The organism is Halomonas hibernica (genome assembly GCF_013183775.1).
Taxonomy (GTDB): Bacteria; Pseudomonadota; Gammaproteobacteria; order Pseudomonadales; family Halomonadaceae; genus Vreelandella; species Vreelandella citrativorans.
Genome location: NZ_VIFN01000005.1, coordinates 62,904 through 87,675, shown reverse-complemented (window position 1 = coordinate 87,675; position 24,772 = coordinate 62,904). Strand labels below are relative to the sequence as shown.

Sequence of the window (24,772 nt, the reverse complement as noted above, 5' to 3'; positions counted from 1 at the left end):
TGCTTCCGCTCTTCTGCCAAGTGGATGGGCGGGGCGCTGCTGGCTGCCATATTGATAGGCAGCGCTGTGGGTGACCAGCACTGGGAAACACTGCATAGTGAAGTGCGCCGTGGGGAGGTGGTGCCCTTGGAAACCATTTTAGACTGGCTGGAAGCGAACTATCTGGGAGACGTGCTGGAAGTGGAGGTAGAGCGCGAGCAGGGTCTGGTAGAGTATGAAATCAAGCTGCTGGGCCCCCAAGGTCAAGTGGTTGAGTTTGAATTTGATGGTCACAATGGTCAGTTAATGAAAATAGAGGGTGTGCGTATCAATGAGATGCGCCGCCCACAAGGTATGACGCCATGAAGTGTTTGCTGGTAGAGGATGATCAGGCGATTGCCCGCGAGCTGAGCCAAGCGCTGCGTGACGGTGACTGGGTCGTTGAGCACGCCGAAAATGGCCAGGAGGCCGACTTTCTGGTGCGTACCGAAACCTACGATACGGTAATACTCGATGTAGGTTTGCCCGACGGTGACGGCACGCGCTGGCTGGCTGCCTGGCGTGAAGACGGCATTGACCTGCCTGTGCTGATCCTGACCGCTCGAGAGCGCTGGGCGGATAAAGCGGCGGGCTTTACCGCAGGTGCCGATGACTACGTTACCAAGCCTTTCGAGCCGGGTGAGGTGTTGTTTCGGCTACGGGCACTGGTGCGGCGTACCCACGGCCATGCTCATCCGGTACTCAAAGTAGGTGAACTCAGCCTGGATACTCATACGCAGCACGTTAGCCTGGCGGGCCGCCCGGTAAGCTTGACTGCCCAGGAGACACGTCTGCTCGGCTACCTGATGCATGCCGCTCCTAGAGTCGTCAGTCGAAGCGAGCTTTCTGAACACGTTTATGACCGCGACCATGAGCCCGACTCAAACGTGATTGATGTGCAAATCAGCCGGCTACGTCGCAAGCTGGGGGCCTGGCGGTTTGCCACCCTGCGTGGGCAGGGTTACCGGCTCTTGGCAGAAGTGCCCGGCGGCGAATGAGCAAGGTAACGCCCACTTGGCGAACGCGCTGGGCAGGCCGCTCGATTAGCCTTCGCTTGCTGCTGGCCGTTTTAGTCATGATCGGAGTGGCCTTGCCGCTCGCTGGAATGCTGCTCTCGCATCATTACCGAAACGCGGCGACCGAGTCGTTTGATGAACGCCTTGAAGCAACGCTGAACGTGATTATTGCAGGCGTTTCCGTTGACCCGCTAAGTGAGCAGTTGCGCTATGACCGCGCTCTTGGGGACCCACTTTTTGACCAGGTCTTCTCGGGCTGGTACTGGCAAATTACCGATCAACAAACGCACACGATCACCTCGCGCTCGCTGTGGGATCAACGCCTGCCGGTCATCGATAACGAAGAGGTGAGCGCGCGCTCGTTGCCCGGCCCACGTGGGCAATCACTGCGTACCGTCGAGCGAGATATTTACCTGGCCCCTTTAGAAGCCCCTTTGCATATTAGCGTAGCGGCCCGCGATGACGAGCTGAAGGCCGATATACGCGAGTTCCAGCGCTTGCTCTGGCTGGGCCTGGTCAGTCTTGGAGCATTGCTGTTAGGCGTGTTGGGCCTACAGGTGCGCTGGGGGCTTGCGCCGCTGCGGCGTATGCAGGCCAACTTAAAAGACGTTGAGCAGGGGCGCGCAGCAGAAATGACAACGGACCTGCCTAACGAGCTTGCTACGCTTGCGGCTTCCATGAACGCCGTACTGGCCCGCGACCAGCGCCTGATTGAGCGTGGCCGACACACGGCAGGTAATTTGGCCCATGCCCTGAAAACCCCCTTAAGCGTTATGCGCTTGCTGGTCCACCAGTTGCCTGACGCGCATCGCGCCGCCTGGGAAGCCGAGTTAACCCGAATGGACAGTGCCGTTCGCCATCACCTGGCACGGGCCTCTGCCGCCGGTGACGGTGGCCGCTTTGCGCCGATTTCGCTGCACGATACGCTATCGCCACTGCTCAACGGGCTGGGTCGGCTGGCTCAGCGTCGCACGCTTACCCTGCATCAAATCTGGGAAAATCACCCGCGTGTGCACTTGGATGCCCAAGATATTCAGGAGCTTATCGGCAACGTACTGGATAATGCGCTGCGCTGGGCAAGCCATGAAGTGACGTTTAGAGTGTGGGTTGTCGACCAGACACTTTGGTTGAGCGTCAGTGATGATGGCCCTGGGATGACACAGCAAGAGAGCCAGGAGGCACTTGAGCGCGGCAAGCGATTGGATGAACAGCGCTCCCAAAGTGGCTTGGGTCTTGCCATCGTAGCGGACCTGGTCACGCTCTATCATGGCCAAATGCGCCTTCAGCGCGCAGAGGCTGGGGGGCTTGAGGTTACTGTTGAACTGCCGGTGGTGGCGCATGGCTAAGGGAGAACAAATGCAATGACAATGGATGATGCGTTGCCGGATGTATTGGTCGGCCCGCTATTGCGCCGCATTAGCCCCACACGCCTGGTGTTGTGGTTAGTGGCAACGCGCCCGCTTGATATGTCGCTGGTGCTTTTCCCGGGCAGCAGCGATGAGCAGCGCTTTCACTTAAATGATCATCACCAGTGCCTGACTATCGGTCGGCACGCGTTTATTCACTTGATTGATCTGCGCTTGCCGCACGCGCTACCCACTGATGAACGCATCGAATACGACCTGCGACTTCAAGCGGCGACGGGGGAGTGGCAGGCGCTGCCCGAGTGGGCGCCCTGGCTGTGCCATGAAGGCGCTGCTTATCCTGCCTTTGTCATTGCCTCACGCCATCACCGGTTGATGCACGGTTCGTGCCGTAAGCCTCACCATGCGAGCGCCGATGGGTTAGTGCGCGCCGACAGCTGGCTGGCGGACAAGCAGCAAGCGCCGAAAGAGTGGCCAGCATGGTTGTTAATGACCGGCGACCAGGTGTATGTGGATGATGTCGCAGGCCCCATGCTGCGTGCGGTGCATGCACTTATTGAATGCCTGGGGTTAGTCGATGAGCGGCTGGAGGGCGCCACGGTGGAGGATAGCCAGGCGCTTTATGCCTCGCCTGATAGCTATTACCAGCGCGAGTCGCTGCTGCCTGATGTCACCAGCAACGTGGCGCTGCGCGAGCGATTTTTCGGCGGTGTTAAAAAGCCGGTGTTTACCTCGGCGAACGCCTCCAATCATCTAATGACACTGGCGGAAATGCTCGCCATGTATTGTTTAGTGTGGTCGCCGGTTGCTTGGCAAATGATTTCCCCGGAGATGCCTGCCCTTAACGATAAAGCAGCCCAGCGTTATCGCCAGGAGCAGGCGGCTTTGGATGATTTTGTGGCCGGGTTACCGCAGTGCGCTCGGTTAATGGCGCATTTGCCCAGCTTGATGATCTTTGACGACCACGATGTTACCGACGACTGGAACCTGACCGCCGATTGGGAGCGCTGTGCGTATGGTCATCCGTTCTCAAAGCGCATTATTGGCAATGCGCTGATGGCCTATTTGCTCTGCCAGGGGTGGGGCAATGCACCGGATAAGCTTAACCCGCTGGTCGAACAGGCGGCCGAATTGTTCCGTGAGCAAGGGCCGCTTGCGTGCGCCAGGCAGGATGCATTGATCGAACGGCTACTGCGTTTTCAAGGGTGGGAGTTTCAGGTGCCCGGTACGCCTGCGCTGATTGTTTTGGATACCCGTACCCGCCGCTGGCGTAGCGAGCGTAGCCCCAAACAGCCGTCCGGCTTAATGGATTGGGAAGCGCTGATGGAAATGCAGCAGGCGCTATTGGGTTGCAAAAGCGCTGTCATCGTCTCGCCAGCTCCCATGTTTGGGGTAAAGCTGATTGAAGGCGTTCAGAAGATATTCACCTGGGCGGGCAAGCCGCTGGTGGTGGATGCCGAGAACTGGATGGCCCACCGTGGCGCCGCCAATACATTGCTGCAAATCTGGCGTCATTCCAAAACGCCGGGCAATTACGTGATTCTCTCTGGCGATGTGCACTACTCGTTTGCTTACGACATTATTGTGCGTCGCCAAAAGCGTGCGCCACATTTATGGCAGGTGACCTCCAGCGGCATCAAGAACACTTTCCCCGTGCAGTTGCTAAATACCTTTGATCGGCTTAACCGATGGCTCTACGCGCCCTGGTCGCCGCTTAACTGGTTTACCAAACGTCGCAAGCTGAGTATCCACCCGCGTGACCCCAGCGGGGCAAGCGCGGGCGAGCGGCTTTGGAACGCCAGCGGTATTGGCCTTGTAACGCTGGATATTGAGGGCCGCCCGGTGGATATTCGCCAGTTGGACGCCAACGGCAATGACGTTGTCTTTCCCCCGCCCGCTGACCTTCCCTATATCTGATGACGTGTATCTGACGTCAGTGCATGGCAAACAACAGGGCTGTTCGCTGGAATAGCGTGTAGCGCGGGCGGCGGCATAGACAGCCGCGAACCACGCATGCCATAGTAAGCATGCTTAGGGGACGGCATGCACCAGGTGCATCGCCTCATCAAGATCGAACAAAAGTAAAAGGCCCTGTTGGGCACTATTTTGATAGGGGCAGATTTGATAGGGGCAGACTGCAATGAATAGGAGGCTCTGGTGCTGAGAGCAGGCGCCGCCAGGAAAGAACGGCTGCTGAAAAGAATCTTTCTGGCGATCCTTTTGTTGATGGCCGCCACTCCGGCCTTGGCAGCCGCTCCGGCTGTCGGCATGTTTGGTAGCTTCTTTCCTTACTGGCTAATCTCGCTGTTTATCGGTGTGGTGGCAACGATTTTTATCCGTGTCATTTTCGTGGTGACGAAGCTTGATGACATCATTCCGTGGCGTGTCTTGGTATATCTGTCTCTGACGCTGGCCATGACGCTGTTATCTTCTCATCTTTTTTTTGGACGCTGAATCATGAAAGGTCATGCTTCCAAGCGGGTAGCATCCATTGTCGGAGCCGTGATCGCCATTGCCATCATTGCGGGCGCTGCTGTTCTGGCTTACCACAGCTACGAGAATGCGCGTGCCAATCCGCTGTCAGATGATGCCACTCTGAGGGCCGATATTGTCCACATTGCTCCATCGGTTGCGGGCCGCATCGTAGCCTTGCATGTTGAGGAAAATGACTTTGTCCGCAAGGGCGATCTGTTGCTGGAAATTGATGACACTGCCTATCGGCTGGCCTTGAAACAGACACAGGCCGACCTGGCCATGGCAACGGCGGCCAGTGGTGATCAGTCTCGAACTATCCGCGCGGAGCAGGCCAATGCAGAAATTGCCGAGGCCCAAGTCAATCGAGCCACGGCAAACCTGGCGCTGGCGAACCAGACCCTTGACCGTCTGCTGCCGATGGAGTCCAAGGGGTATGTTTCTCAGCAGCAGATCCACGACGCGCGCACTGTTAAACGCAATGCCGAAATCAGCTTGCAGGAAGCGATTCAGCAGCGTCAGGCCGCTGAGGCGCTGGTGGGTAATGATGAAGCAACCCTGGCGTTGATTGAAGCGCGCCGGGCCGCTCAGGACATTGCCCAGCATGAGCTGGACGGCACTCGGGTCTATGCGCCTGCCGACGGTCGGGTTGTCGGAGTGACCGTTTCTGTGGGTGACTACGCGCTGCCTGCCCAGTCCCAGTTCAATCTGGTCAAGACGGACACCTGGTATGCTTCGGCCAACTTCACCGAAACCATGCTGGGCAATATCGCTGTCGGTGACTGCGCCACGGTATATGCGCTGGCTAACCGCGACCGTGCCATTAAAGGCACAGTGGTGGGAATAGGCTGGGGCGTGGCCTCGAAGGACCTGATCGACCTGCCGTTATCGCTGCCGATTGTGCCGAAATCTCTTGATTGGGTGAGAGTTCAGCAGCGCTTTCCCGTCCGCATTCGGCTGGATGACCCGCCGGCAGAATTGATGCGTGTTGGCGCATCGGCGGTGGCAACGGTTCACCACCACGATGGCTGCTGAATCTCCGTGGGGGAAAATCGCCCGCCAGGCGTGGGCGGATATCCAGCCCTTTCCCGGAAGGATGGGCCTGACTTGGCGCGTGGCGCTACTGTGTGCTCTGGTGTCTGCAACGGCCATGCTGCTGAAAATACCTGAGGCCGCGATTAGCTGCTATCTGATCATTTTTCTGTCCAAGCAGGATGCCGTAAAGAACTGCATTATGGCTTTGGGCGTCATTTTGATGGCGTCTACCGTGGTGGTGCTGATGATTCCGATCATCAACGTTAGCATCGACAGCCCTGCCATGCGGCTGGCAGTCATGTTTTTTGCCTCGTATATCTTCCTGTTCCTCAGCTCAGCGACTCCGCTGGGCGAGCAGGCGGCCATTGTTGGCTTGGTGATCGCCTTTATCATGACGCTGGTGACCATGGTGCCGGTTGGAGAGGTCGCTGACAAAGGCTTGCTGATGGCATGGAAAATGGCCTGCATGCCGATGTTTTTGATGATCCTTTTTAACCTGCTGTTCGGCACTCCTTCGCAAACACTGGTGCGTAACCGGATTGTCGAAAGACTGCGCTGTGCGGCAGACCGCATCGAGACACAGCAAGCATCCACGGCTTTTAACATCCTGGTGAGCGAAGGTAATGATGACTCGTTGCAGCAAATGCAGCTCGTTAAGCTACTGCACCTGATATCGACGGCACGCTCTCGCTGGCTCAGCGGAGCCACTGAGACAAGTTATCGCATCCTGATTATCGCGGGGGCCCTGCCTGAAAGCCTGAGCCGCGCAGCAAGGAGTGACCTGGCGGTTGAGTTACGCCAAGCGGCGGATGCTATCGCCAATGATACGTGCCCAGTGCTACAGGCGGCGCCGGAAGCGACAGAAGCCGGCTTACAGCCGCTTTATGTCGCCTTACAGGGTTTGTCCCAGCCGGATGGAGGCGCTGCACAGCCACCGCGTCCGAGAAAAATACCTTTGCTGGCTGCTGATGCGTTTTCCAATCCGATACATCAGCGCTATGCGCTAAAGACATCCGCCGCGGCGGTGCTCTGCTATTTGATTTACACCGGCATGCAGTGGGATGGCATTCATACGGCGATGATCACCTGTTATGTGGCCGCGCTCGGCACTACAGGGGAAACACTGCGCAAACTGACGTTGCGGATCGTCGGTTGTCTGATTGGCGCAGCGATGGGGATTTTTTCGTTGGCCTTCATCATGCCGCACCTGAACTCCGTCGGTGGCCTGATGGGGCTGGTGTTCTTTGGCGTGCTGATCGGTGCCTGGGTGTCATCAGGTACTGAGCGGATCTATTATGCCGGCGTGCAGATCGCCTTGGCTTTCTTGCTGACCACCCTCAACGGGTTCGGCCCCAGCTTTGATATCTCCCAAGCCAGCAACCGTATCTACGGAATTTTGCTGGGTATCTTTGTTATCTATGTGATCTTCACCCAGTTCTGGCCGCGTAGCGTCATCAATCAGGTGGCACGGCAGCTCAACGATGTGCTGGATGCCTTGAGCGATCTCAGTACGCTTTCCAGGCAGGATCAACAGTTGCGCACCCAGGCGGCATCTACTGCATATTTTGCACTGGGCCAGGCCGAAGAACTGCTCGATATGGTGCCTTTCGAGCCGTCGCGTCTGCGTGCCAGCGCTGACGAGCTGGAGCGCGTGGAGAGAATTGTTGAAGAGCTCAATGACCTCACCAGCCAGCTTTACATGGCAGAACAGGATGACGGCACTATCAAAGAGCGCCTGCAGCGACTCAAGTCACAGCTGGTCACTGAGCTTGAAAACCGACGTAACAGGGCGCCTTCGACTTACGAGGGCTCTCCCCTCGACGACGGCGCGTATAGTGATATAGAACGGCAACTCACTCGGATAGAGCGGATTGTGCATGTTGAGAAAAGCTAGCGTGTTCAGATTAGCCAAGCTCAGAACCTGTATTGCTCTGGGCGTTGTTCTTGGCACTATAGGGGGCCTGCAGGGCTGTGCAACGGATGCACTGAAGAATACTTCCGCCTCCCCCAGCACACCCTGGGTGCCTCAAGGTCAGTCCGCGCTACCTGGCGATTTTTCCGTGTCAGGTTCAGCTGATATCGGCTTGCTGCCAGACCCGGTGTCACAGGATCTACAGTCGGACAAGGTTTATCAGTTACCCGAACTGATAGACTTTGCGCAACGCCATAACCCGTCAACCCGAATTGCCTGGGAACAGGCGCGCCAGCTGGCGCTGGCCTCTGGAATGGTTGAAGCCACGTTTCTGCCGATCCTGACCGCCAATGTGTTTGCGGGCAGGCAGCAGACCAGCATTCCTTATCGCGGATTGCTGGATGGTGACACTCACCATGTCGATACCACCGTCAGCGGTGTGGCGCCGAACCTTGCTTTGCAGTGGCTAGTGTTTGATTTTGGTCGGCGCGAGGCGCTCAGTGATGCCGCCCGACACAATGCCTATGCGGCCAACGTCAACTTCAATGGTGCCCACCAGGCGGTGATCTACAACGTGACGCGTAGCTATTACCAGTACGGTGCTGCCAAGGACAGGCTGGCAATTGCTGAGGAGGTGCTGGTCAACAACCGCCTTCTGCAGGATGCGGCTGAGTCCCGCTACGCCAATGGCGCCGGCACCAGTATCGCTGTTGCTCAAGCCCGTCAGCTTGTCGCCCAATCTAACCTGCGGATGGTGCAGGCACAGAGTATGCTGCGCGATCAGTATCAGGAGTTGCTGAGTGCTCTCGGCGCTTCGCCGACGACACAGATCGAGGTGGCCAGCACGTCGAATCGCCCGCTACCGGGTATTGACGAGTTGGCATCGGTGGATTCTGCGATTGAGGCAGCACTCAGCAAGCGGCCGGATGTGCTGGCCAGCTATGCTGAGCTGCAAGCTGCCAAAGCGACAGAGCGTGCCGCCGATGCCGACTTCATGCCCCGGGTATTTGTTGCCGCCGCCACGGGAACCAACAAGCAAAATCTGAGCATTGGTCATTTGCCCAGTATTGGCAACCAGACCACAGGCACCGGAGTGTTCCTTGGGGTGACAATGCCTATCTATGATGGCGGCCTTCTTGCCGCCAAACGCCAGCAGGCAGTCTCTGTCACGGCTTCAGCCGAAGCGGCATTCGAGAAAATTCGCAACACGGCGATGCGCGAGATGGTGGTTGCTGCTGATGCACTGCGCTCCTCACTGGCGGCTTTTGACGCCGCTGACGCGTTGACCGAAGCGGCTGCGGTGACTTACGACGCGGCCTTTGATGCTTATCGCAACGGGGTAGGCACTATCACTGAGGCTACTGCGGCGGAGTCCGGTCTTCTGGATGCAAGGTTGGCACGCTCCGAGGCACATGCGGCAAGCCTGATTGCAGCATCGACGCTTGCGTTCACGCTTGGCGCCATGACCTCAAGCACGTCCCCTTTAGAGGCTATTCCCTGACGCTTGTCCGCCCACTACCCTTCACACGTAAGCTATTTTAGCGCGCTAACTGTTGCGTCAGTGTCATAAAAAAAGTCGCACGCTTGCTAACTAGACAGTCCTCGTAAAAAGCCTTTGCAAACTGCCTCTAACACCGTCTCTAATACAAGAGGCATTCAGCCGTTGACCGCCCAGGAAGCTCAATGGCTTAACCGTGTTATTGAATCAGAAGATCTGCACGTGTTGTTTCAACCCATCGCGGATGCCAGCCAGCACTCTATTTACGGCTATGAAGGTCTGATACGTGGGCCTAAAACACCGCCGCTGCGCTTGTTTGATGTGGCCATGCAGGCAGGGCTATTGGTAGAGCTGCATTAAGTGTTTTGCAACCGTCATCAAGTGGTCACTTAAGTGTCGCGGTGTTGTCATCTAGCGTCGGCAGGATGGCGCTATCTTTGAACAACATTTCAGGTGACGTATGCATGCTGTGACTCTTCCCCGTACTTTGATCAGCGCTGCTGTTGTCAGTGCCTTTGCTCTGGTTGCCGTTAATGCATCGGCAGACCTCTCTGCGCGCTATGTTGATAACGACGGCGACATGGTAGCGGATGCACCCACGGACGAGTCGCAGTGGGTCGACCCCGATACGTTGGTATTTGCTTATACACCGGTTGAAGACCCGGCTGTTTACGCGGATGTTTGGGCCGGTTTTTTGGACCATCTGAGTGAAGCCACAGGCAAAGACGTTCAGTTCTTCCCGGTGCAATCCAACGCGGCACAGCAAGAAGCGCTGCGCGCTGGCCGCCTGCATGTAGCGGGCTTTAACACCGGTGGTGTTCCGGTTGCCGTAAACTGCGGTGGCTTCCGTCCGTTTGCCATTATGGCAGCAGACGACGGCAGCTATGGCTATGAAATGGAAATCATCACCTACCCAGGTAGCGGTATTGAGTCGGTTGAAGACCTCGAAGGCCGCCAATTGGCGTTTACTTCTGAGACCTCTAACTCAGGCTTCCGGGCACCTTCTGCGCTGCTGCGTTCTGAATATGGCATGGAAGCAGGGGAAGCCTTCGAGACAGCGTTCTCGGGTTCCCACGATAACTCCATTCTGGGCGTTGTGAATCAAGACTACGACGCAGCGGCCATTGCTAACTCCGTTGGCACGCGCATGATTGCCCGGGGCGTAGTTAATGAAGGCGATTACGACATTATCTACACCTCAGAAACCTTCCCCACCACAGCGTACGGTTTGGCGCATAACTTGAAGCCTGAACTGGCTGAACAGATCCAAGACGCGTTCTTCAGCTACGACTGGGAAGGGTCTGCGCTACAGGCTGAGTTTGCCAACTCGGGTGAAGCGCAATTTATGCCGATTACCTATGAAGAGCACTGGTCCGTTATCCGCACGATCGCCGATGCTAACGGTGTGACGTACGAATGTGACTAAGTAAGCCCTTAATTTTGCAGTTACTCGGCCAGAAGGTTAATCCCTTCTGGCCGTTACATTATGTAGATGAGGTAGAGCGATGTTGACACTCAGCGGCGTTACCAAACGCTATCCAACCGGGGACCGTGCGCTTACCGATATCGAACTTACCCTGCCTAAAGGCCAGGTGATGGCGCTTATCGGCCCCTCTGGTGCGGGTAAAAGCACCCTGATTCGCTGTGTAAATCGCTTGGTAGAGCCTACGGCGGGCAGCATTTGCCTGGAAGGAACAGAGCTTACCAGGCTTTCGGGCAGCGGCCTGCGTAAGGCACGCCGCTCAATGGGCATGATTTTTCAGGAGTATGCGCTGGTTGACCGCCTGACCGTGATGGAAAACGTGCTTTCCGGACGGCTTGGCTACGTGGGCTTCTGGCGTAGCTTTTTGCGTCGCTACCCGCAGGGTGCCGTCGCTGAAGCGTTTCGTCTGCTTGAGCGGGTAGGTCTGCCTCACGCTATTGATAAGCGCGCTGATGCGTTGTCCGGTGGCCAACGCCAGCGAGTGGGGATTGCTCGGGCACTGTTACAAAGCCCCAAGCTGTTACTGGTAGATGAGCCAACCGCCAGCCTGGACCCCAAAACCTCACGCCAGATTATGCGCCTGATTCGTGAACTGTGTGCTGAGCGCGAGTTGGCGACGATTATCAATATTCATGACGTGGCGCTCGCCCAGCAGTTTGCGGACCGTATTGTGGGCCTGCGGGCAGGCCAGATCGTGTTTGATGGCCGCCCGGATGAGCTAACCAGCGAGATTCTCACCACGATTTATGGCGAAGAGGATTGGGATACCTCTCCTGAACCTGCCGATGAGCCTGATAGTGAAGCCGTTTCCTGTGAGCGTCGCTCTATCGCAGTTGAGATGGCTGGGGTAGCGCCATGAGTGAGCAGCGCTCTGCGTATTTTGAAGCCCGCCAACACGCGGCCCGCCAGGGGCATTGGCGTCGGTTACCCCTTGTGCATAGCCAGTGGTTGCGTTGGGCTATTGCCTTGGGTGTGGTGGCTTACCTGGTGTTGGCGCTGGCCTCTGTTGAGGTGAATTGGGCACGTGTGGCGGAAGGCACCAGCCGCGGCCTGCGTTTCATTAGCGCGTTTGCGCAGCCTGATTTTTTCAGCCGTGGTAACGATATTATCAATGGGCTGGTCGAGAGTTTGACCATGACGCTTACCTCCACGGTCATTGGGGTAGCGCTCGCGATTCCCGTGGGACTAGGCGCTGCACGCAACATTGCGCCGCTGCCGATTTATTTCGTGTGCCGTAGCATCATTGCCGTCTCACGTACCTTTCAAGAGATCATTATTGCGATCCTGTTTGTGGTGATGTTTGGCTTTGGCCCGCTGGCGGGGATGATTACGCTGGCGTTTGCGACTATCGGCTTTATGGCCAAGCTGTTGGCCGAAGATGTTGAAGACCTGGACTGGCGCCAGGTAGAAGCGGTGAGAGCGACCGGCGCCAGCTGGTGGCAAACCATGAATCACGCCATTCAGCCCCAGGTCATGCCGCGCTTAATTGGCCTTTCCATGTACCGTTTGGATATCAATTTTCGCGAATCGTCAGTGATCGGCATTGTTGGTGCAGGCGGAATAGGCGCCACGCTGAATACCTCGCTTAGCCGCTATGAGTACGACACGTCAGCCGCCATTCTGTTGATCATCATTGCTATTGTGCTGCTGTGTGAATACAGCTCAAGCCACGTCCGCCGTTGGACGCAGTAATCTCCGGAGAATCTATATGCCTGTTTCAACCTCCCGGCAAGGGGTCCCGGTATGGCGGCTACGTACCACGCGTGCCCAGTGGCTGCAATTTAGTGCGTGGCTAGTAGGGATTAGCCTGTTCTTGTTCTGCTGGAAGGTGATTTCCGACAACACCATGTGGGTGTTTGTTGAGGATGCTGGACGCCAGGGCAGTGATCTTTTAAGCCGGATGATGCCCCCCAAATGGGAATACGCCAATGTGCTGTGGAAACCCATGTGGGATACGCTGAACATTGCCACGCTGGGCACCGCCTTGGGGATTGTGATGGCGTTTCCTGTGGCGTTTCTCGCCGCGCGTAACACCACGCCGCATCCGCTAGTGCGAAGCCTGGCGTTGATGGTGATCGTGTCGTCACGCTCTATCAATTCGCTGATTTGGGCCATGCTGTTGGTAACGATCTTGGGTCCAGGCGTCCTGGCAGGCATTATCGCCATTGCGCTGCGCTCGATTGGATTTGTGGGCAAGCTTCTTTATGAGGCCATTGAGGAAATTCACCCGACGCCTGTCGAGGCCATTAGCGCAACCGGTGCCAGCCGTTTACAGGTCATGAACTACGGCGTTCTGCCTCAGGTCATGCCAGCGTTTGCGGGTATCAGTGTTTACCGGTGGGATATCAATATTCGTGAATCCACCGTGCTTGGCCTGGTGGGCGCTGGGGGGATCGGGCTTCAGTTGAATGCCTCTATCAATATGCTCGCCTGGAATCAGGTCAGCGTTATTTTTGTCATGATCTTCGCCACGGTATTGGTCTCGGAATGGATATCCGCCCGTGTCCGCCACGCGATTATTTAACCCACGGATTGATAAATCGCCAAGCGAGGAGTTCTGAATGCGCTTTCCTGATGCTGATGTCACCACTATTGATTTGCTGCGCCATGGCGAACCCGTTGGCGGGCGTATGCTGCGCGGTTCCACTGACCACCCGCTGAGTGAAACTGGCTGGCAGCAGGTAACGGATGCCATCATGCGCCATACCGTTGACGGCAGGCCGCCTTATGATGCGGTGCTTACCTCGCCGCTTATGCGCTGTCGTGAGTTTGCGCTGTGGTTAGGTGAAGAGTTTGAGTTGCCAGTACAGATTGAAGACGATCTCGCCGAATTGCACCTGGGACGCTGGGAGGGCAAAACCCACGCTGAGGTGTTTAGCGAGGAGGGCTCCGCGCCGATGAGCGCTTTCTGGAACAGCCCTGAGGCCGTATCACCACCGCAGGGCGAGGCGATGGATGTTTTTGATTCACGGCTTGCTGAAGTATGGCAAAACGTGCTGGCAAACCCGCCTGGTAAGCATGTATTGGTAGTGGCGCATCTGTTTGTTTGCAATGGCCTGCTGCGCCAGGTGCTGGGGCAACCGTTAGGGCGTGTATTGGCGATGGATTTGCCTTACGCTGCGATGAGTCGTGTACGCCACGAACGCCATGCGTTAGGCGAAACCAGCTTTATTGAGTGGATTGGCCGTTAGTTGAACTTGGCGCTGCCCTCCCGTTTGCGCCATGATAAGGGCATTGCCACAAGGAGAGCTGCTAATGCCCATCACGCTGGGAAGGTTTACGTTCGCTTTGATGATGTTAATGTGGCTTTCGGGCTGTGCCAGCCGTGATGTCGCTATCGCACCCCCTTCATCGCCCGCCGAATCCCGCGAAGGGCTCTCCATGGAGCGCGTGCTGATCCTGGCCCATGCTCAGCAGGCCATTGGCACGCCTTACCGCTTTGGCGGCAATACGCCCGACGGCCTCGACTGCTCGGGGCTTGTTGAAATGGCGTATCGCGCGGCCGGTATGCGCGTACCGCGCACCGCAGACGCACAGTTCCGTGCGCTACCTTCAGCTAATACCCCCAAACCTGGCGATCTGCTCTTCTTTGGAGAGCGTAGCAAGGCCACGCATGTAGGCATCTATCGCGGTAACCAGCAGATGATCCATGCACCGGGAAGTGGTCGCGCCGTGGTCAGCGTTCCCTTGGATGTCGACTACTGGCAGCAGCGCTTTTTAGGCGCCGCTGCACTTGCTCCTTGATACCTGGCCTGCACCTTTAACGCACCTACTTACGATTACATCCCACCTTATGGGACGTAAGGTCGCTTTTTAATGAGTTCTCTCCGGGCCGAAAAAAGTAGCCCTAATGCTTGGCTTTTGCGATGGCCGTTACGAGCCGATTGGCAGTCGCTTACACAACTTCCATAAGCACTGCGGCTTCGGGGCAGCGGTTAAGCGGCTTGTCCCGAGTCGGCCGCTTCAGGCTCGTTCTGCTCAGGTTCACTCTGCGCAGATCTTGTGGCGCTCTCTTGCTGGGAAGCCTCGAGGCGGGCTTCCAGCAAGTATTGGCGGGCTTGGGCGGCTACCTGCACGTCTTTTGGCGACGGGTCGGCTGGCGCCAGCGCGGCAGCAATCACCGTCTGCATTTTCTCTATGGTGGACTGTGGGTCACCCGGGATGGGGCCGTAATCGATAGGCACTTCACCCGCAACGGCGTACTTCTTTCCATCGGGGCCTATTTCATATTCGTAAGTGGCGCCGCCAGTATAGGCCCCGCCGGTAATTTGGTGAGCCATCTCATGCTGACGAACATCCCGGTCGGTCTGCTTTAACTGCTCAATCAGCTTGATTTCTTCCGGCGCTAGAGGCGTTCCATCGGGGCGCGTAGGGGCAGCCGCCTCATTATCTGTTTTGGCCGTTTCGTCTTCGGAGGTGGAAGGCGCTTTTAGCGTGTCCTCGGTGTCGTCAGTCGACGACCCACGATGGGAGGCCGTGGTATATGCGGCCCCAACCGGGGAAAAAGCACTGATGGTCGCATCCATAAGCAGTTACCGCCGTTTGAGTCATTACGTTATTGTACGGTTGCGTTACTATAGCGCATTCGTAAACCAATAGAAGCGTGCAAGGGCATGTCACTTGCTGGATAACCGTTTTTAACTGATACCGCTATGCCGTCCATTGATGTGATTCTCCATCTTAGCCCCGATGAATGCTTGGCCCATTATGAAGGGCGCGTTGCCAACGTGCGTACCCGCAGCGTGGATGGGCGTTGGGTGGTATTTCCCTCCGATGCTATTCGACGTGTGGTAGGTAAAAACGGTGTTCATGGCGTTTTCCGGCTGGAGTTCTCAGCGCAAGGGCGCTTTACGAGCATCCATCCGCTCTCTTATCGTTAATGCATAGGCTGCACGCTTAGAGCGCTTAAGATGGCTTAACGTCACCTGTTAAATAACCCACATGGCATTGCTATTGTCTATATAATTACGTCATCTCATAAGCGGTATCCCTCGCTTATGCCGTTAACGCGATCAGGCTTATCCGCCGGGTCGTTTACAACCTGCTTACCCAGCATTGGTTGTGGTTATATCAGGAGATATACCATGTCTGCCTCACCTGTCACATTGATGGTAGCTCGGCGCATTGCCAGTGGCCGTTACCATGATTTTAATCGGTGGTTGAACGAAGGTCGCGAGCTAGCGGCTGATTTTCCTGGTTATCTGGGCTCAGGAGTGCTTGCGCCACCTGAACATCACGATGAATATCAGATTATCTTCCGCTTTAGCAGCAGTGAAACGCTCCATGCATGGGAGCACTCGGCTTCACGTCATGCCTGGCTTGTGCGCGGCAAGGGGCTTTATGATGCGCCTCATGAGCACCGTGCCACGGGGTTGGATGCCTGGTTTCAAACCGGCTCAGGCAGTGTGCCGCCTCGCTGGAAGCAGGCCGTTGCCGTTTGGTTGGCCTTTTTTCCTATCTCGTTACTCTTTCAGTGGGTATTTGGCGGTATGTTGGCCGATTGGGCACTGATCCCGCGCGTGTTAGTGAGCACTCTGATATTAACGCCAGTGATGGTGTTTGTGTTTATTCCACTCTCCACACGGTTACTGTCGCCTTGGCTGCAAGGGAAGTGGTCACCAATGGATAGGTGGATACATGTGCGGCGCATTAATCGAACATAAGACTTTTTTTACCTGGATATATGTACTCCATGAGGGGCAACGCTGCTACGCTAACTAAGCTTGCAGTAAAAGGACAACTGCTGCAGGCCTAGCGCCTGCGTATTACATCGCCTTCATGGAGTACTTTATGATTCACGTCCATCATTTGGAAAAGTCACGCTCACATAGAATTTTATGGCTTCTCGAAGTGCTTGCGTTGGACTATGACATCCATGTATATCAGCGTGATCGTAAAACTCAGCAGGCGCCTGAAGCACTAAAAAACATTCATCCTTTAGGTAAATCCCCAGTCATTATGGATGGCGAGTTAGTGATTGCAGAGTCAGGGGCAATCATTGATTACTTAATACACACCTACGGAAAAGAGCGCTTGCAACCCTCTGCCGATAATATCGCCGACTGGGTTGATTACCGCTATTGGCTACATTATGCCGAAGGCTCTTTAATGCCACTGCTGGTGATGCAACTGGTGTTTAAAAAGATACCCGCACAGTCTCCCTGGTTAATTAAACCGCTCGCTAAAGGCATTGGCGATAAGGTTAGTCAGCAATTTTTAGCGCCTCAGCTTAAACAGCATCTGGGCTTTATCGAAGATCATTTAGCGCGTAAAGAGAACTTTGCAGGTGAGTGGCCAAGCGGGGCCGATATTCAAATGAGCTTTCCTCTTCAGGCCATAGCTGCCACCCAAACGCTGACAACGTATCCCGCCATTATGCGGTTTGTGGCGCGTATTGACGCTGACCCTGCCTGGCAGCGTGTGGTCGAGCGCGCAGGCCCGCTCACTATGCCAGGCGAGTAACAGGACGATGCAGGATAAGGCTGGATACGTTACTCACCCGCTGTGGTTGATGTCAGGACGACTGCTTGCTCGTACACGCAGAGGCGCTATTAAGGCCGCTGCGTTGCTGGGCCTCTGGAGTTTGGCTTTTTCAAGCATGGCCAGCGACACCTTATTGGTGGGCGTTTATAACAATCCGCCAAAAATATTTGTGGATGACCAGGGGCATTTGCGCGGCATTTTGGGTGAGCTGCTTGCAGCGATTGCACAAGAAGAGGATTGGCAGCTTGAGAGTATTGCCTGCGAATTCCACCACTGTCTTACCCTGCTTGAACAGGGGGATATCGATATATTGCCCGGGACTGCCTGGGGTGAAGAGCGTGGTGAACGTATCACGTTTCATCGTGAACCGATTATCCAAAGCTGGTCGCAGATTTATCAGCGCGAAAACGAGCGGGTCGAGGCGATTCTTGACCTTGAACAAAAACGCGTCGCCATTGTAGATGGCTCTATTCAACAGAACTACCTGAGCGCCGTGACAGAACGCTTCGGTGTTGCGGTCACCTGGCTGCCCGTTGATAGCTATGCGGATGCTTTTCAAGCAGTGGCCATGAGGGATGCGGACCTGGCGGTTACCGACCATATCTTCGGAGACTGGCGCGCGCAGGACTATGGGCTATATGAAACGCCCATCATCTTTCAACCTATCCGGCTGTTCTATGCCGGGTCGCCTACTGTGTCGGCAACCATACTGAACCGTATCGACGATGTGCTGCTTGGTTGGAAGCAAAATCCACGTTCAGCGTATTTTAGGATACTGCGTTCCTGGCGTGCCGAAACGCCACCCGATACGATCTCTACCTGGTTATGGGGCGGGCTTGGTCTGTTAACGGCGCTACTTGCTGTGGCACTAGGCAGTGCATGGTGGCTTAAACGACGTGTCACGCTAAATAGGGCACAGCTCGATGCTAATGAAGCCATGCTGGCCACTATTCTTAATAACGTGGACGCCTACATCTATATCAAAACACCTTCGTTACATTACCAGTTTGTCAACCAGCGGGTGGTTGAGCTCTTTGGGCTGCCGAAAGAGCAAATTCTGGGTAAGAGCGACGAGGCATTTTTTGATCGTACAACCGCGAATGAAATAGCCCAGATTGACCGCAGTGTGATGGAATCAGGCAAAAAAATAACGCTCGAAGAGAGTAACGTACTACGGCACAACGATAAGGTTCGCACGTTTGTGACTATTAAAATGCCGTTGTCCCTCTCCCCAGGCGAGCCCGCGAGTCTGTGCGGGATCTCCACTGAATTAACCGATTACCTTGAACTGCAATCGCGTACCAATCATCTGGCGTTTTACGATGCGCTGACAGGTCTGCCTAATCGACGCTTATTGATGGAGTCGTTAAGCGGGAAAATTGAGCAGGAGAATACGTCCCATCTCTACAGCGCACTGCTGACCATTGATCTGGATAACTTTCATCTCGTTAACGATATTCAGGGCCATGAAAGTGGCGACCAGCTGTTAATTGATGTGGCCAAGCAGGTGCGGCCGTTGTTACCGGAAGGGGCTGTGTTGGCCCGCTTTAGTGGGGATGAGTTTGTTGCGCTACTGGCAAAGCTGGGCGAGCACCAGGCGGATGCTGCGTTAAGCGCTGAACGCACAGCCAAGCAGCTGTTGGACGCTATCTCCAAACTGCGTACGGGTCGTTCGCTGCCCGTCAGCGCCAGTATTGGTATTACGCTCTTCGATGGCGCTGATCATAGTATGAACAGCGTGCTCCAACAGGCCGATTTGGCACTTCAGCAGGCGAAAGCAGCGGGTGGGAATACGCTGCGCTTTTTTAATCGCAGTATGCAAACACGCTTGATCGAGCGGGCCAACCTTGAGGCCGACTTACACCATGCGCTGGCACGTCATGAGCTGACGTTGCACTATCAAGCTCAGGTAAACCATCAAGGCATCACCACCGGTGTGGAGGCGCTTTTACGCTGGTATCACCCCCAGCGTGGCTGGGTGCCGCCCTCGACCTTTATTCCTCTAGCAGAAGAGAATGGGCTAATTATACCCATTGGGTATTGGGTGCTTCATTCTGCCTGCGAGCAGCTTGCCAAGTGGGCCAACCAGGCCCCTTATGCTGCGCTGACGATTTCCGTTAACGTGAGCTCGGTACAGTTTCAGCAGCCTGAATTTGTACGCAATTTGGAAGGTCTTCTTGCTCAGACCCAAGCGCCACCTGGGCGGCTGGTGTTGGAAGTCACCGAAAGCCTGTTAATGCGTGATCCAACACGCGTGCGCAATACAATGCTCAAATTGCGTGCGCAAGGGGTTCGCTTTGCGATTGATGACTTTGGTACTGGCTACTCGTCGTTAAGCTATCTTAAACGACTGCCCTTGGATGAACTAAAGATTGACCAGTCGTTTATCCGCGAGCTTTTAACCGATAAAGCGGATGCCGCCATCGTCGATACCACCATTTTGTTGGCGGTGAGTCTTGGGTTAACGGTGGTAGCCGAAGGGGTCGAGAAGCAGGAGCAGTTGGATTGGCTAAAAGGTCATGGCTGTTATCGTTATCAGGGTTACCTGTTTGGCCGCCCGACATCCATTGATCGCTTGTTTGAAAGCTATTAAAAAGTTAAACGATAACGCCCTGGATAAGGGCGTTATCTATTGTAGTGAGGACGTGTGTTAAAAAACAGCGTATCAATCTGTCTTAAGCGGCGGTAAAGCTTCCTGCATTAAGCCATAAATGAACGGCAATACTGGCGATGTAGCCCAATAGAATAACCGGCGCCCAGCGCAAGTGGCCCATAAAGGTATAAGCGCCGCGTGCTTGGCCCATAACCGCAACACCAGCTGCTGAACCAATAGAGAGCAGGCTGCCTCCAACACCGGCGGTTAGGGTGATCAACAGCCACTGCCCGTCAGACATTTCAGGTTGCATGGTAAGCACCGCAAACATCACGGGAATGTTATCCACCACAGCGGAGACCACGCCCAACACAATGTTCGCCCACGTAGCATCCCAGTTGGTATAAAGCGCATCGGACAGCAAGCCAAGGTAGCCCATAAAGCCAAGCCCACCTACGCACATCACCACGCCGTAGAAAAACAGCAGTGTGTCCCACTCGGCCCGCGCCACGCGGTTAAATACGTCAAACGGTACCACGCTACCTAACTGCGCCAGTTTCTTGTTATCCCCACGACGACTGTAGCGTTCACGCTTACGCTCCAGCGAACGAGGCAGGCTCTTGCGTAGGTAGAAGCCAAAGAACTGAAGATAACCAAGCCCTGTCATCATGCCGAGCACGGGCGGCAAGTGTAAGAAGGTGTGGCAGATGACGGCGGTTAAAATGGTCAGTAAGAAAAGCACGATAATCCGTCGTGCACCGCGTTTCAGTTGCACATCCTCATATACGCTACCGGGCTTTTGGTCCTTGATAAACAGGCTCATGATCATGGCCGGAATCAGGAAGTTAACCAACGAAGGGAGGAAAAGAGTAAAAAACTCCTGGAATTGAAGAATGCCTGCCTGCCATACCATCAGCGTGGTGATGTCTCCAAATGGGCTAAAGGCGCCCCCCGCGTTGGCGGCGACCACAATATTAATGCACGCCAGGTTAATAAAGCGCTTGTCACCTTCGGCCACCTTGGTGATGACGGCACACATTAGCAGCGCGGTGGTTAAGTTATCGGCAATCGGTGAAAGAATAAATGCCAAGCCGCCGGTCAGCCAGAAAAGCGTGCGATAGTTAAATCCTTTACGCAGCATCCAGGAGCGCAGAGCATCAAATACTCGACGCTCCTCCATGGCGTTGATATAGGTCATGGCCACCAGCAGGAACAGCATCAGCTCGGTGAACTCTAAAAGGGTCATGCGAAACGCATATTCTGAGGTTTCTGACATGCCGTTTTGAACATACACCCAGCCGATGAGGCTCCAAATAATACCTGCCGCTATTAGCACTGGCTTTGATTTACGCATATGAATCTTTTCTTCTGCCATCACCAAGGCATATGCCAAAACAAAAATGGCGACAGCAAAAAAACCGATAAAAGATGTCGTTAAATCAATCTCACCCGTCACAGCAAAGGTCGACACGCTATAGAAAAATAGTAAGGGGGCTAACAAAAAAAGCCAGCGACGAGAAAATCTCGGCTGGCCTGGGTCGCAATCCTGCGTCAACATGATGCGTTTATCCTTATTTAAAGGTGGTAGGAAGGGTTAATAAGCGGCGTTAAGTATAACAAATTGCCGGTTTTCTAAATAAAGAATAAAACCGAATAAAGATCGTTTATTAACTCGCCATGGCATCTTTTTTTAGCAAATTACCCATTTAGCTAATAGTAAGTTTGTTGATAAAGTGCGATACATTTTAACAGTGATTAATCTTTATGGTAATAAACCAAAGTTGCAAGCGATAAGCGATGCAGTAAGACGAACGCTGAGTGCCATACTCTGTTTGCCATTATTGCCCGTCAGTGCTGCCTATGCATCGAATTCGGGCTGTCTTGGTCGGGCTACTCCGTTGAGGCACAGCGTTCCTGCTCGGCGTATTACATGCTAATGTTAGCGGCGCTAGGCGGGGCACTGTTCACGACCTGGCCCGCTGGCGTTTATTATTCTTTCAGCGCGACAAAAAAATCAGGCCGTTGAGGTCGCTGGATACCAGGAATTGACACATGCTCCCCTTTATACGCTCTGCTTTATGCACGCCCTTACTCGTAGCCACCACGCTTTCACTTAGCTTGGCTGCCCAAGCGGAAACCCGCGTTACCTATAAGTCGGCAACGGCGGGAACGGCTTATTATCAGATGGGCGTCGAGTTATCAGAAGCCATTCGCCAAGGCACGGATGACGCTATTATTCTTACCCTGGAAGAGAGCCAAGGCTCGGTGCAAAACGTGATGGAAGTCATGGCGCGCCAGGGTAACTATGTTTTTACCACGCCGCCTGCATTGGTTGACCAGGCCATGGCGGGTGAAGGGCCTTTTGCTGAACGTCAGAACCCACGTTTTCAGGAGATCCGCGGCCTGTTTCCCATTCCAGCGATTACCATGCACTTCATCCTGGGCGAGGATAAAGGTGTCGTGGGTATTGAGGAACTTGAAGATAAACATATCCTGATTGGCCGGGGCACGTTCGGCGCACGTGAAGCCGCGCGTTACTTGGCGCTGTTTGGATTGGAAGAGAGCGTACAGGTTGCCGATGCTGCCTTGGGCAGCGGCCCCGACGCGTTAAAAAACGGACAGATTGACGGCTTTGTAACCGCAAGCTCTTACCCAACGCCCAATATTATCGAAGTGGCTGCGGGCATGCCGATTGCGATGGTGAGTCTCACTGACGAGCAGATCGACATGACCGGCGCGCCGCGTCAGGTAATTCCTGGCGGCACCTACCCAGGTATTGATGAGGACGTACAAACCACGTCGCTGCCGGTCATGGCGTATACCACATCACAAATGGATGACGAAACCGCGTATACGTTGACCAAAACCTTCTGGGAACGCCGTGACGCCATGGCCGAAGAGACCGCGTGGTGGGGCGGTATTACCCCGGACCAGCTCGAAAATATGGCAGGTATGCTGCACCCCGGCGCTCTGCGCTATTACGAGGAAGCCGGCATCGACGTTCCCGAATCGCTGCGTTAATTCTCTCCCAGGCAGTGCCGACGCCACGAGGTCCGCTTCGTGGCGTCGCTATTTGTTGTTGACTCGTTTCTGATAGGCATAGGGCATGACACTTTTTTCAACTTCGACGCTAGACGACGAGGCGCCCGCTGCGCGTGGCTGGGTAGCGCTGGGCACCTTAAGCGTGGTTTTCCACATGGGGCTTATCTTTTACGGGTTAACGCCTGCGTTAATTAGTCGACCGCTGCATATGGCATTACTGCTGCCCTGGGTGCTGATATTTATGGCTAAAACGCCTTGGCAGCGGGCGAGCGGCTGGGTGTTGACACTACTTGGTGTGGCGGCCTGTGGCTATATCGCCCTTAACGAAGCATCACTGGCCAACCAGTACGGTTTTATCGATAGCCATCTGCAGATGGGAATTGGGCTTTTTTTGATCGCTCTGGCGCTTGAAGCGGCGCGCCGTGCTATCGGCTGGCCCTTACCGTTGGTTGCGTTGCTCGCTTTGCTGTATGGCGCTTTTGGACAGTATGTGCCCGGCACGTTTGGTCACCCAGGTATTCCCCTGCCAAGCATGGTGGGCTCGCTGACCATTGCCGAAGGCGGGCTGTGGGGGTCGCTTACTGGTGTCAGTGTGGGCGTCGTCGCGATTTTCGTTATTTTTGGCGCGGTGCTTAACGCGGGCGAGGCAGGCCAAGGGTTTATGAATCTGGCAAGTGCTGTGGCGGGCCGATTAACCGGTGGCGCGGCTAAAGTCTCGGTGATCTCTTCGGCGCTGATGGGGTCCATTTCCGGGTCGGCCTCCGCCAATGTGGCGTCTACCGGGGCCATTACCATTCCTTCCATGGTGCGTTTGCGTTATCCGAAATCCCTGGCAGGGGCGGTGGAAGCCGTGGCCTCCTCGGGTGGGCAAATCATGCCGCCCTTGATGGGAGCGGGGGCTTTCGTCATGGTGGAGCTCACTGGAACCCCCTACACACAGATTATGGCGGCGGCTGTTTTACCGGCGTTTCTTTACTTTCTAACGGTCTGGATGGGGATTAATGCTTACGCGACTCGGCATGATTTGCAGCCTTTGGATAAAAGCGATCAGCCCAGTCGTAAAGAGGTGTTGATTACCTCACTGTTTTTTGCGGTCCCGTTTGTGTTGCTACTGGCGTGTATTTTTATCAGCGGATACACCCCTCAGTATGCAGCGAGCATTGCCATTTTCGCCAGTTTGGCCCTGCTGTTTTTTAACGTCACACTGCGTTTTTCTCTTTCCGGTTTTATAACCCGGTTTATGCTTGCCATGGTGACCGCTGGGCGGCAGATTGCGATGATTGGCGCGATTATTATTTGCGCCTCGCTGGTGATAGGCGTGCTTTCGCTGACCGGGCTTGGGGTGAAAATTACCTCCGGTATCCTGTCGCTTTCCAACGATATGCTGTGGCCTGCGCTGTTGTTGACGGCACTGGCGTGTTTGATTCTGGGCATGGAAGTCCCCACCACGGCCGCCTATGTCATCTGTGTCTCAGTGGCGGGACCTGCACTGACATCGCTTGGGCTTGAGCCGCTCCTCGCGCACTTGTTTGTCTTCTGGTATGCGCTACTGTCGACGATTACACCGCCGGTGTGTGGTGGTGTCTTTATCGCGGCGGGCATGGTGGGAGAGAACTGGCTTAAGGTAGCGCTGAAGGCCATGGCGCTGGGCATTGGGCTTTATATCATTCCGTTAGCAATGGTCGCTAATCCTGACATGATTCGGCTTGCCTTTGACCCCGCTGGTGCGCTGTTCGATACCGCCAAGGTGGCCGTTGGCTTGGGGGCGATCTCCTTTGGCATCATTGCCCATAAAGCGCTCTGGCTGCGCTTGGCGCTTGTGGTGGTGGGCGCGCTGATTATCTTCGCACTCTAGC

23 protein-coding genes are annotated in these 24,772 nt (G+C 55.2%); 21 read left to right on the top strand and 2 right to left on the bottom strand.

Features of this window, described 5'->3' with window-relative positions; genetic code table 11:
- The first annotated feature begins 24 nt into the window (after positions 1-24).
- The 15 genes from FKN99_RS09490 to FKN99_RS09420 all read left to right on the top strand — a co-directional run bounded on the left by FKN99_RS09490 (position 25) and on the right by FKN99_RS09420 (position 14,542).
- Positions 25-345, top strand: coding sequence for a PepSY domain-containing protein (locus FKN99_RS09490; protein WP_087108801.1), 321 nt, complete (start codon positions 25-27; stop codon positions 343-345).
- The gene (locus FKN99_RS09485; protein WP_087108798.1) at positions 342-1,016 is read left to right on the top strand and encodes a response regulator transcription factor; all 675 of its coding nucleotides are present in this window, start codon (positions 342-344) and stop codon (positions 1,014-1,016) included. Before FKN99_RS09490 ends, FKN99_RS09485 begins: the two co-directional genes overlap by 4 nt.
- Positions 1,013-2,380: a sensor histidine kinase gene (locus FKN99_RS09480; protein ID WP_172117632.1), complete on the top strand. Its 1,368-nt coding sequence runs from the start codon at positions 1,013-1,015 to the stop codon at positions 2,378-2,380. The genes FKN99_RS09485 and FKN99_RS09480 overlap by 4 nt, the downstream gene beginning before the upstream one ends.
- 15 nt (positions 2,381-2,395) lie before the next feature.
- On the top strand, positions 2,396-4,315 hold the full coding sequence (locus FKN99_RS09475) for an alkaline phosphatase D family protein (RefSeq protein ID WP_172117631.1): 1,920 nt from the start codon (positions 2,396-2,398) through the stop codon (positions 4,313-4,315).
- Positions 4,316-4,555: 240 nt separating this feature from the next.
- Positions 4,556-4,852: a YtcA family lipoprotein gene (locus FKN99_RS17775; protein ID WP_216658032.1), complete on the top strand. Its 297-nt coding sequence runs from the start codon at positions 4,556-4,558 to the stop codon at positions 4,850-4,852.
- Between the two features lie 3 nt (positions 4,853-4,855).
- Positions 4,856-5,905: a multidrug transporter subunit MdtN gene (mdtN, locus tag FKN99_RS09465; RefSeq protein ID WP_172117630.1), complete on the top strand. Its 1,050-nt coding sequence runs from the start codon at positions 4,856-4,858 to the stop codon at positions 5,903-5,905.
- Complete coding sequence (locus tag FKN99_RS09460; RefSeq protein ID WP_172117629.1) at positions 5,895-7,799, top strand: FUSC family protein; 1,905 nt, start codon at positions 5,895-5,897, stop codon at positions 7,797-7,799. The genes mdtN and FKN99_RS09460 overlap by 11 nt, the downstream gene beginning before the upstream one ends.
- On the top strand, positions 7,783-9,318 hold the full coding sequence (locus FKN99_RS09455) for a TolC family protein (RefSeq protein WP_172117628.1): 1,536 nt from the start codon (positions 7,783-7,785) through the stop codon (positions 9,316-9,318). The genes FKN99_RS09460 and FKN99_RS09455 overlap by 17 nt, the downstream gene beginning before the upstream one ends.
- 162 nt (positions 9,319-9,480) lie before the next feature.
- Entirely contained in the window at positions 9,481-9,675 is a 195-nt protein-coding gene (locus tag FKN99_RS09450; RefSeq protein WP_253927011.1) for an EAL domain-containing protein, read from the top strand.
- Positions 9,676-9,775: 100 nt separating this feature from the next.
- Positions 9,776-10,741 (top strand): phosphate/phosphite/phosphonate ABC transporter substrate-binding protein, encoded by a 966-nt coding sequence (gene phnD, locus FKN99_RS09445; RefSeq protein WP_172117627.1) that lies wholly within the window; start codon positions 9,776-9,778, stop codon positions 10,739-10,741.
- Positions 10,742-10,820: 79 nt separating this feature from the next.
- On the top strand, positions 10,821-11,657 hold the full coding sequence (gene phnC / locus FKN99_RS09440; protein WP_172117626.1) for a phosphonate ABC transporter ATP-binding protein: 837 nt from the start codon (positions 10,821-10,823) through the stop codon (positions 11,655-11,657).
- A complete protein-coding gene (phnE, locus tag FKN99_RS09435; protein WP_172117625.1) occupies positions 11,654-12,490 on the top strand; it encodes a phosphonate ABC transporter, permease protein PhnE in 837 nt (278 codons plus the stop codon). Before phnC ends, phnE (FKN99_RS09435) begins: the two co-directional genes overlap by 4 nt.
- 16 nt (positions 12,491-12,506) lie before the next feature.
- A complete protein-coding gene (phnE, locus tag FKN99_RS09430; protein WP_172117624.1) occupies positions 12,507-13,322 on the top strand; it encodes a phosphonate ABC transporter, permease protein PhnE in 816 nt (271 codons plus the stop codon).
- Between the two features lie 37 nt (positions 13,323-13,359).
- The gene (locus FKN99_RS09425) at positions 13,360-13,989 is read left to right on the top strand and encodes a histidine phosphatase family protein (protein ID WP_087108773.1); all 630 of its coding nucleotides are present in this window, start codon (positions 13,360-13,362) and stop codon (positions 13,987-13,989) included.
- A 64-nt stretch (positions 13,990-14,053) separates the two neighbouring features.
- Positions 14,054-14,542, top strand: coding sequence for a C40 family peptidase (locus tag FKN99_RS09420; RefSeq protein WP_172117623.1), 489 nt, complete (start codon positions 14,054-14,056; stop codon positions 14,540-14,542).
- Positions 14,543-14,733: 191 nt separating this feature from the next.
- On the opposite strand, the gene FKN99_RS09415 is transcribed toward FKN99_RS09420, so the two are convergent.
- The gene (locus FKN99_RS09415) at positions 14,734-15,324 is read right to left on the bottom strand and encodes a putative metalloprotease CJM1_0395 family protein (RefSeq protein WP_172117622.1); all 591 of its coding nucleotides are present in this window, start codon (positions 15,322-15,324) and stop codon (positions 14,734-14,736) included.
- 126 nt (positions 15,325-15,450) lie between these two features.
- Between FKN99_RS09415 and FKN99_RS09410 the strand changes: the two genes are divergently transcribed.
- The 4 genes from FKN99_RS09410 (at position 15,451) to FKN99_RS09395 (ending at position 19,874) form a co-directional block, all read left to right on the top strand.
- Complete coding sequence (locus FKN99_RS09410; RefSeq protein ID WP_087108764.1) at positions 15,451-15,678, top strand: DUF2835 family protein; 228 nt, start codon at positions 15,451-15,453, stop codon at positions 15,676-15,678.
- 204 nt (positions 15,679-15,882) lie between these two features.
- Positions 15,883-16,461, top strand: coding sequence for an antibiotic biosynthesis monooxygenase (locus tag FKN99_RS09405; protein WP_172117621.1), 579 nt, complete (start codon positions 15,883-15,885; stop codon positions 16,459-16,461).
- A gap of 127 nt (positions 16,462-16,588) precedes the next feature.
- Positions 16,589-17,260, top strand: a complete 672-nt coding sequence (locus FKN99_RS09400) for a glutathione S-transferase (RefSeq protein WP_172117620.1) — start codon at positions 16,589-16,591, stop codon at positions 17,258-17,260.
- A 7-nt stretch (positions 17,261-17,267) separates the two neighbouring features.
- Positions 17,268-19,874: an EAL domain-containing protein gene (locus FKN99_RS09395; RefSeq protein ID WP_253927010.1), complete on the top strand. Its 2,607-nt coding sequence runs from the start codon at positions 17,268-17,270 to the stop codon at positions 19,872-19,874.
- Between the two features lie 82 nt (positions 19,875-19,956).
- On the opposite strand, the gene nhaD is transcribed toward FKN99_RS09395, so the two are convergent.
- Entirely contained in the window at positions 19,957-21,432 is a 1,476-nt protein-coding gene (gene nhaD / locus FKN99_RS09390; protein WP_172117619.1) for a sodium:proton antiporter NhaD, read from the bottom strand.
- Between the two features lie 494 nt (positions 21,433-21,926).
- Here nhaD and FKN99_RS09385 point away from each other — a divergent pair, with 494 nt between their 5' ends.
- Together FKN99_RS09385 and FKN99_RS09380 are read left to right on the top strand one after the other, a co-directional pair.
- Positions 21,927-22,895: a TAXI family TRAP transporter solute-binding subunit gene (locus FKN99_RS09385; RefSeq protein ID WP_172117618.1), complete on the top strand. Its 969-nt coding sequence runs from the start codon at positions 21,927-21,929 to the stop codon at positions 22,893-22,895.
- Positions 22,896-22,980: 85 nt separating this feature from the next.
- Positions 22,981-24,771, top strand: a complete 1,791-nt coding sequence (locus tag FKN99_RS09380; RefSeq protein WP_172117617.1) for a TRAP transporter permease — start codon at positions 22,981-22,983, stop codon at positions 24,769-24,771.
- Position 24,772 lies beyond the last annotated feature (1 nt).

Coding starts and splice junctions, on each gene's coding strand:
- FKN99_RS09490 (WP_087108801.1), top strand. CDS start 25: ATGGGCGGGGCGCTGCTGGCTGCCATATTGATAGGCAGCGCTGTGGGT.
- FKN99_RS09485 (WP_087108798.1), top strand. CDS start 342: ATGAAGTGTTTGCTGGTAGAGGATGATCAGGCGATTGCCCGCGAGCTG.
- FKN99_RS09480 (WP_172117632.1), top strand. CDS start 1,013: ATGAGCAAGGTAACGCCCACTTGGCGAACGCGCTGGGCAGGCCGCTCG.
- FKN99_RS09475 (WP_172117631.1), top strand. CDS start 2,396: ATGACAATGGATGATGCGTTGCCGGATGTATTGGTCGGCCCGCTATTG.
- mdtN (WP_172117630.1), top strand. CDS start 4,856: ATGAAAGGTCATGCTTCCAAGCGGGTAGCATCCATTGTCGGAGCCGTG.
- FKN99_RS09460 (WP_172117629.1), top strand. CDS start 5,895: ATGGCTGCTGAATCTCCGTGGGGGAAAATCGCCCGCCAGGCGTGGGCG.
- FKN99_RS09455 (WP_172117628.1), top strand. CDS start 7,783: ATGTTGAGAAAAGCTAGCGTGTTCAGATTAGCCAAGCTCAGAACCTGT.
- phnD (WP_172117627.1), top strand. CDS start 9,776: ATGCATGCTGTGACTCTTCCCCGTACTTTGATCAGCGCTGCTGTTGTC.
- phnC (WP_172117626.1), top strand. CDS start 10,821: ATGTTGACACTCAGCGGCGTTACCAAACGCTATCCAACCGGGGACCGT.
- phnE (WP_172117625.1), top strand. CDS start 11,654: ATGAGTGAGCAGCGCTCTGCGTATTTTGAAGCCCGCCAACACGCGGCC.
- phnE (WP_172117624.1), top strand. CDS start 12,507: ATGCCTGTTTCAACCTCCCGGCAAGGGGTCCCGGTATGGCGGCTACGT.
- FKN99_RS09425 (WP_087108773.1), top strand. CDS start 13,360: ATGCGCTTTCCTGATGCTGATGTCACCACTATTGATTTGCTGCGCCAT.
- FKN99_RS09420 (WP_172117623.1), top strand. CDS start 14,054: ATGCCCATCACGCTGGGAAGGTTTACGTTCGCTTTGATGATGTTAATG.
- FKN99_RS09415 (WP_172117622.1), bottom strand. CDS start 15,324: ATGGATGCGACCATCAGTGCTTTTTCCCCGGTTGGGGCCGCATATACC.
- FKN99_RS09410 (WP_087108764.1), top strand. CDS start 15,451: ATGCCGTCCATTGATGTGATTCTCCATCTTAGCCCCGATGAATGCTTG.
- FKN99_RS09405 (WP_172117621.1), top strand. CDS start 15,883: ATGTCTGCCTCACCTGTCACATTGATGGTAGCTCGGCGCATTGCCAGT.
- FKN99_RS09400 (WP_172117620.1), top strand. CDS start 16,589: ATGATTCACGTCCATCATTTGGAAAAGTCACGCTCACATAGAATTTTA.
- FKN99_RS09395 (WP_253927010.1), top strand. CDS start 17,268: ATGCAGGATAAGGCTGGATACGTTACTCACCCGCTGTGGTTGATGTCA.
- nhaD (WP_172117619.1), bottom strand. CDS start 21,432: ATGTTGACGCAGGATTGCGACCCAGGCCAGCCGAGATTTTCTCGTCGC.
- FKN99_RS09385 (WP_172117618.1), top strand. CDS start 21,927: ATGCTCCCCTTTATACGCTCTGCTTTATGCACGCCCTTACTCGTAGCC.
- FKN99_RS09380 (WP_172117617.1), top strand. CDS start 22,981: ATGACACTTTTTTCAACTTCGACGCTAGACGACGAGGCGCCCGCTGCG.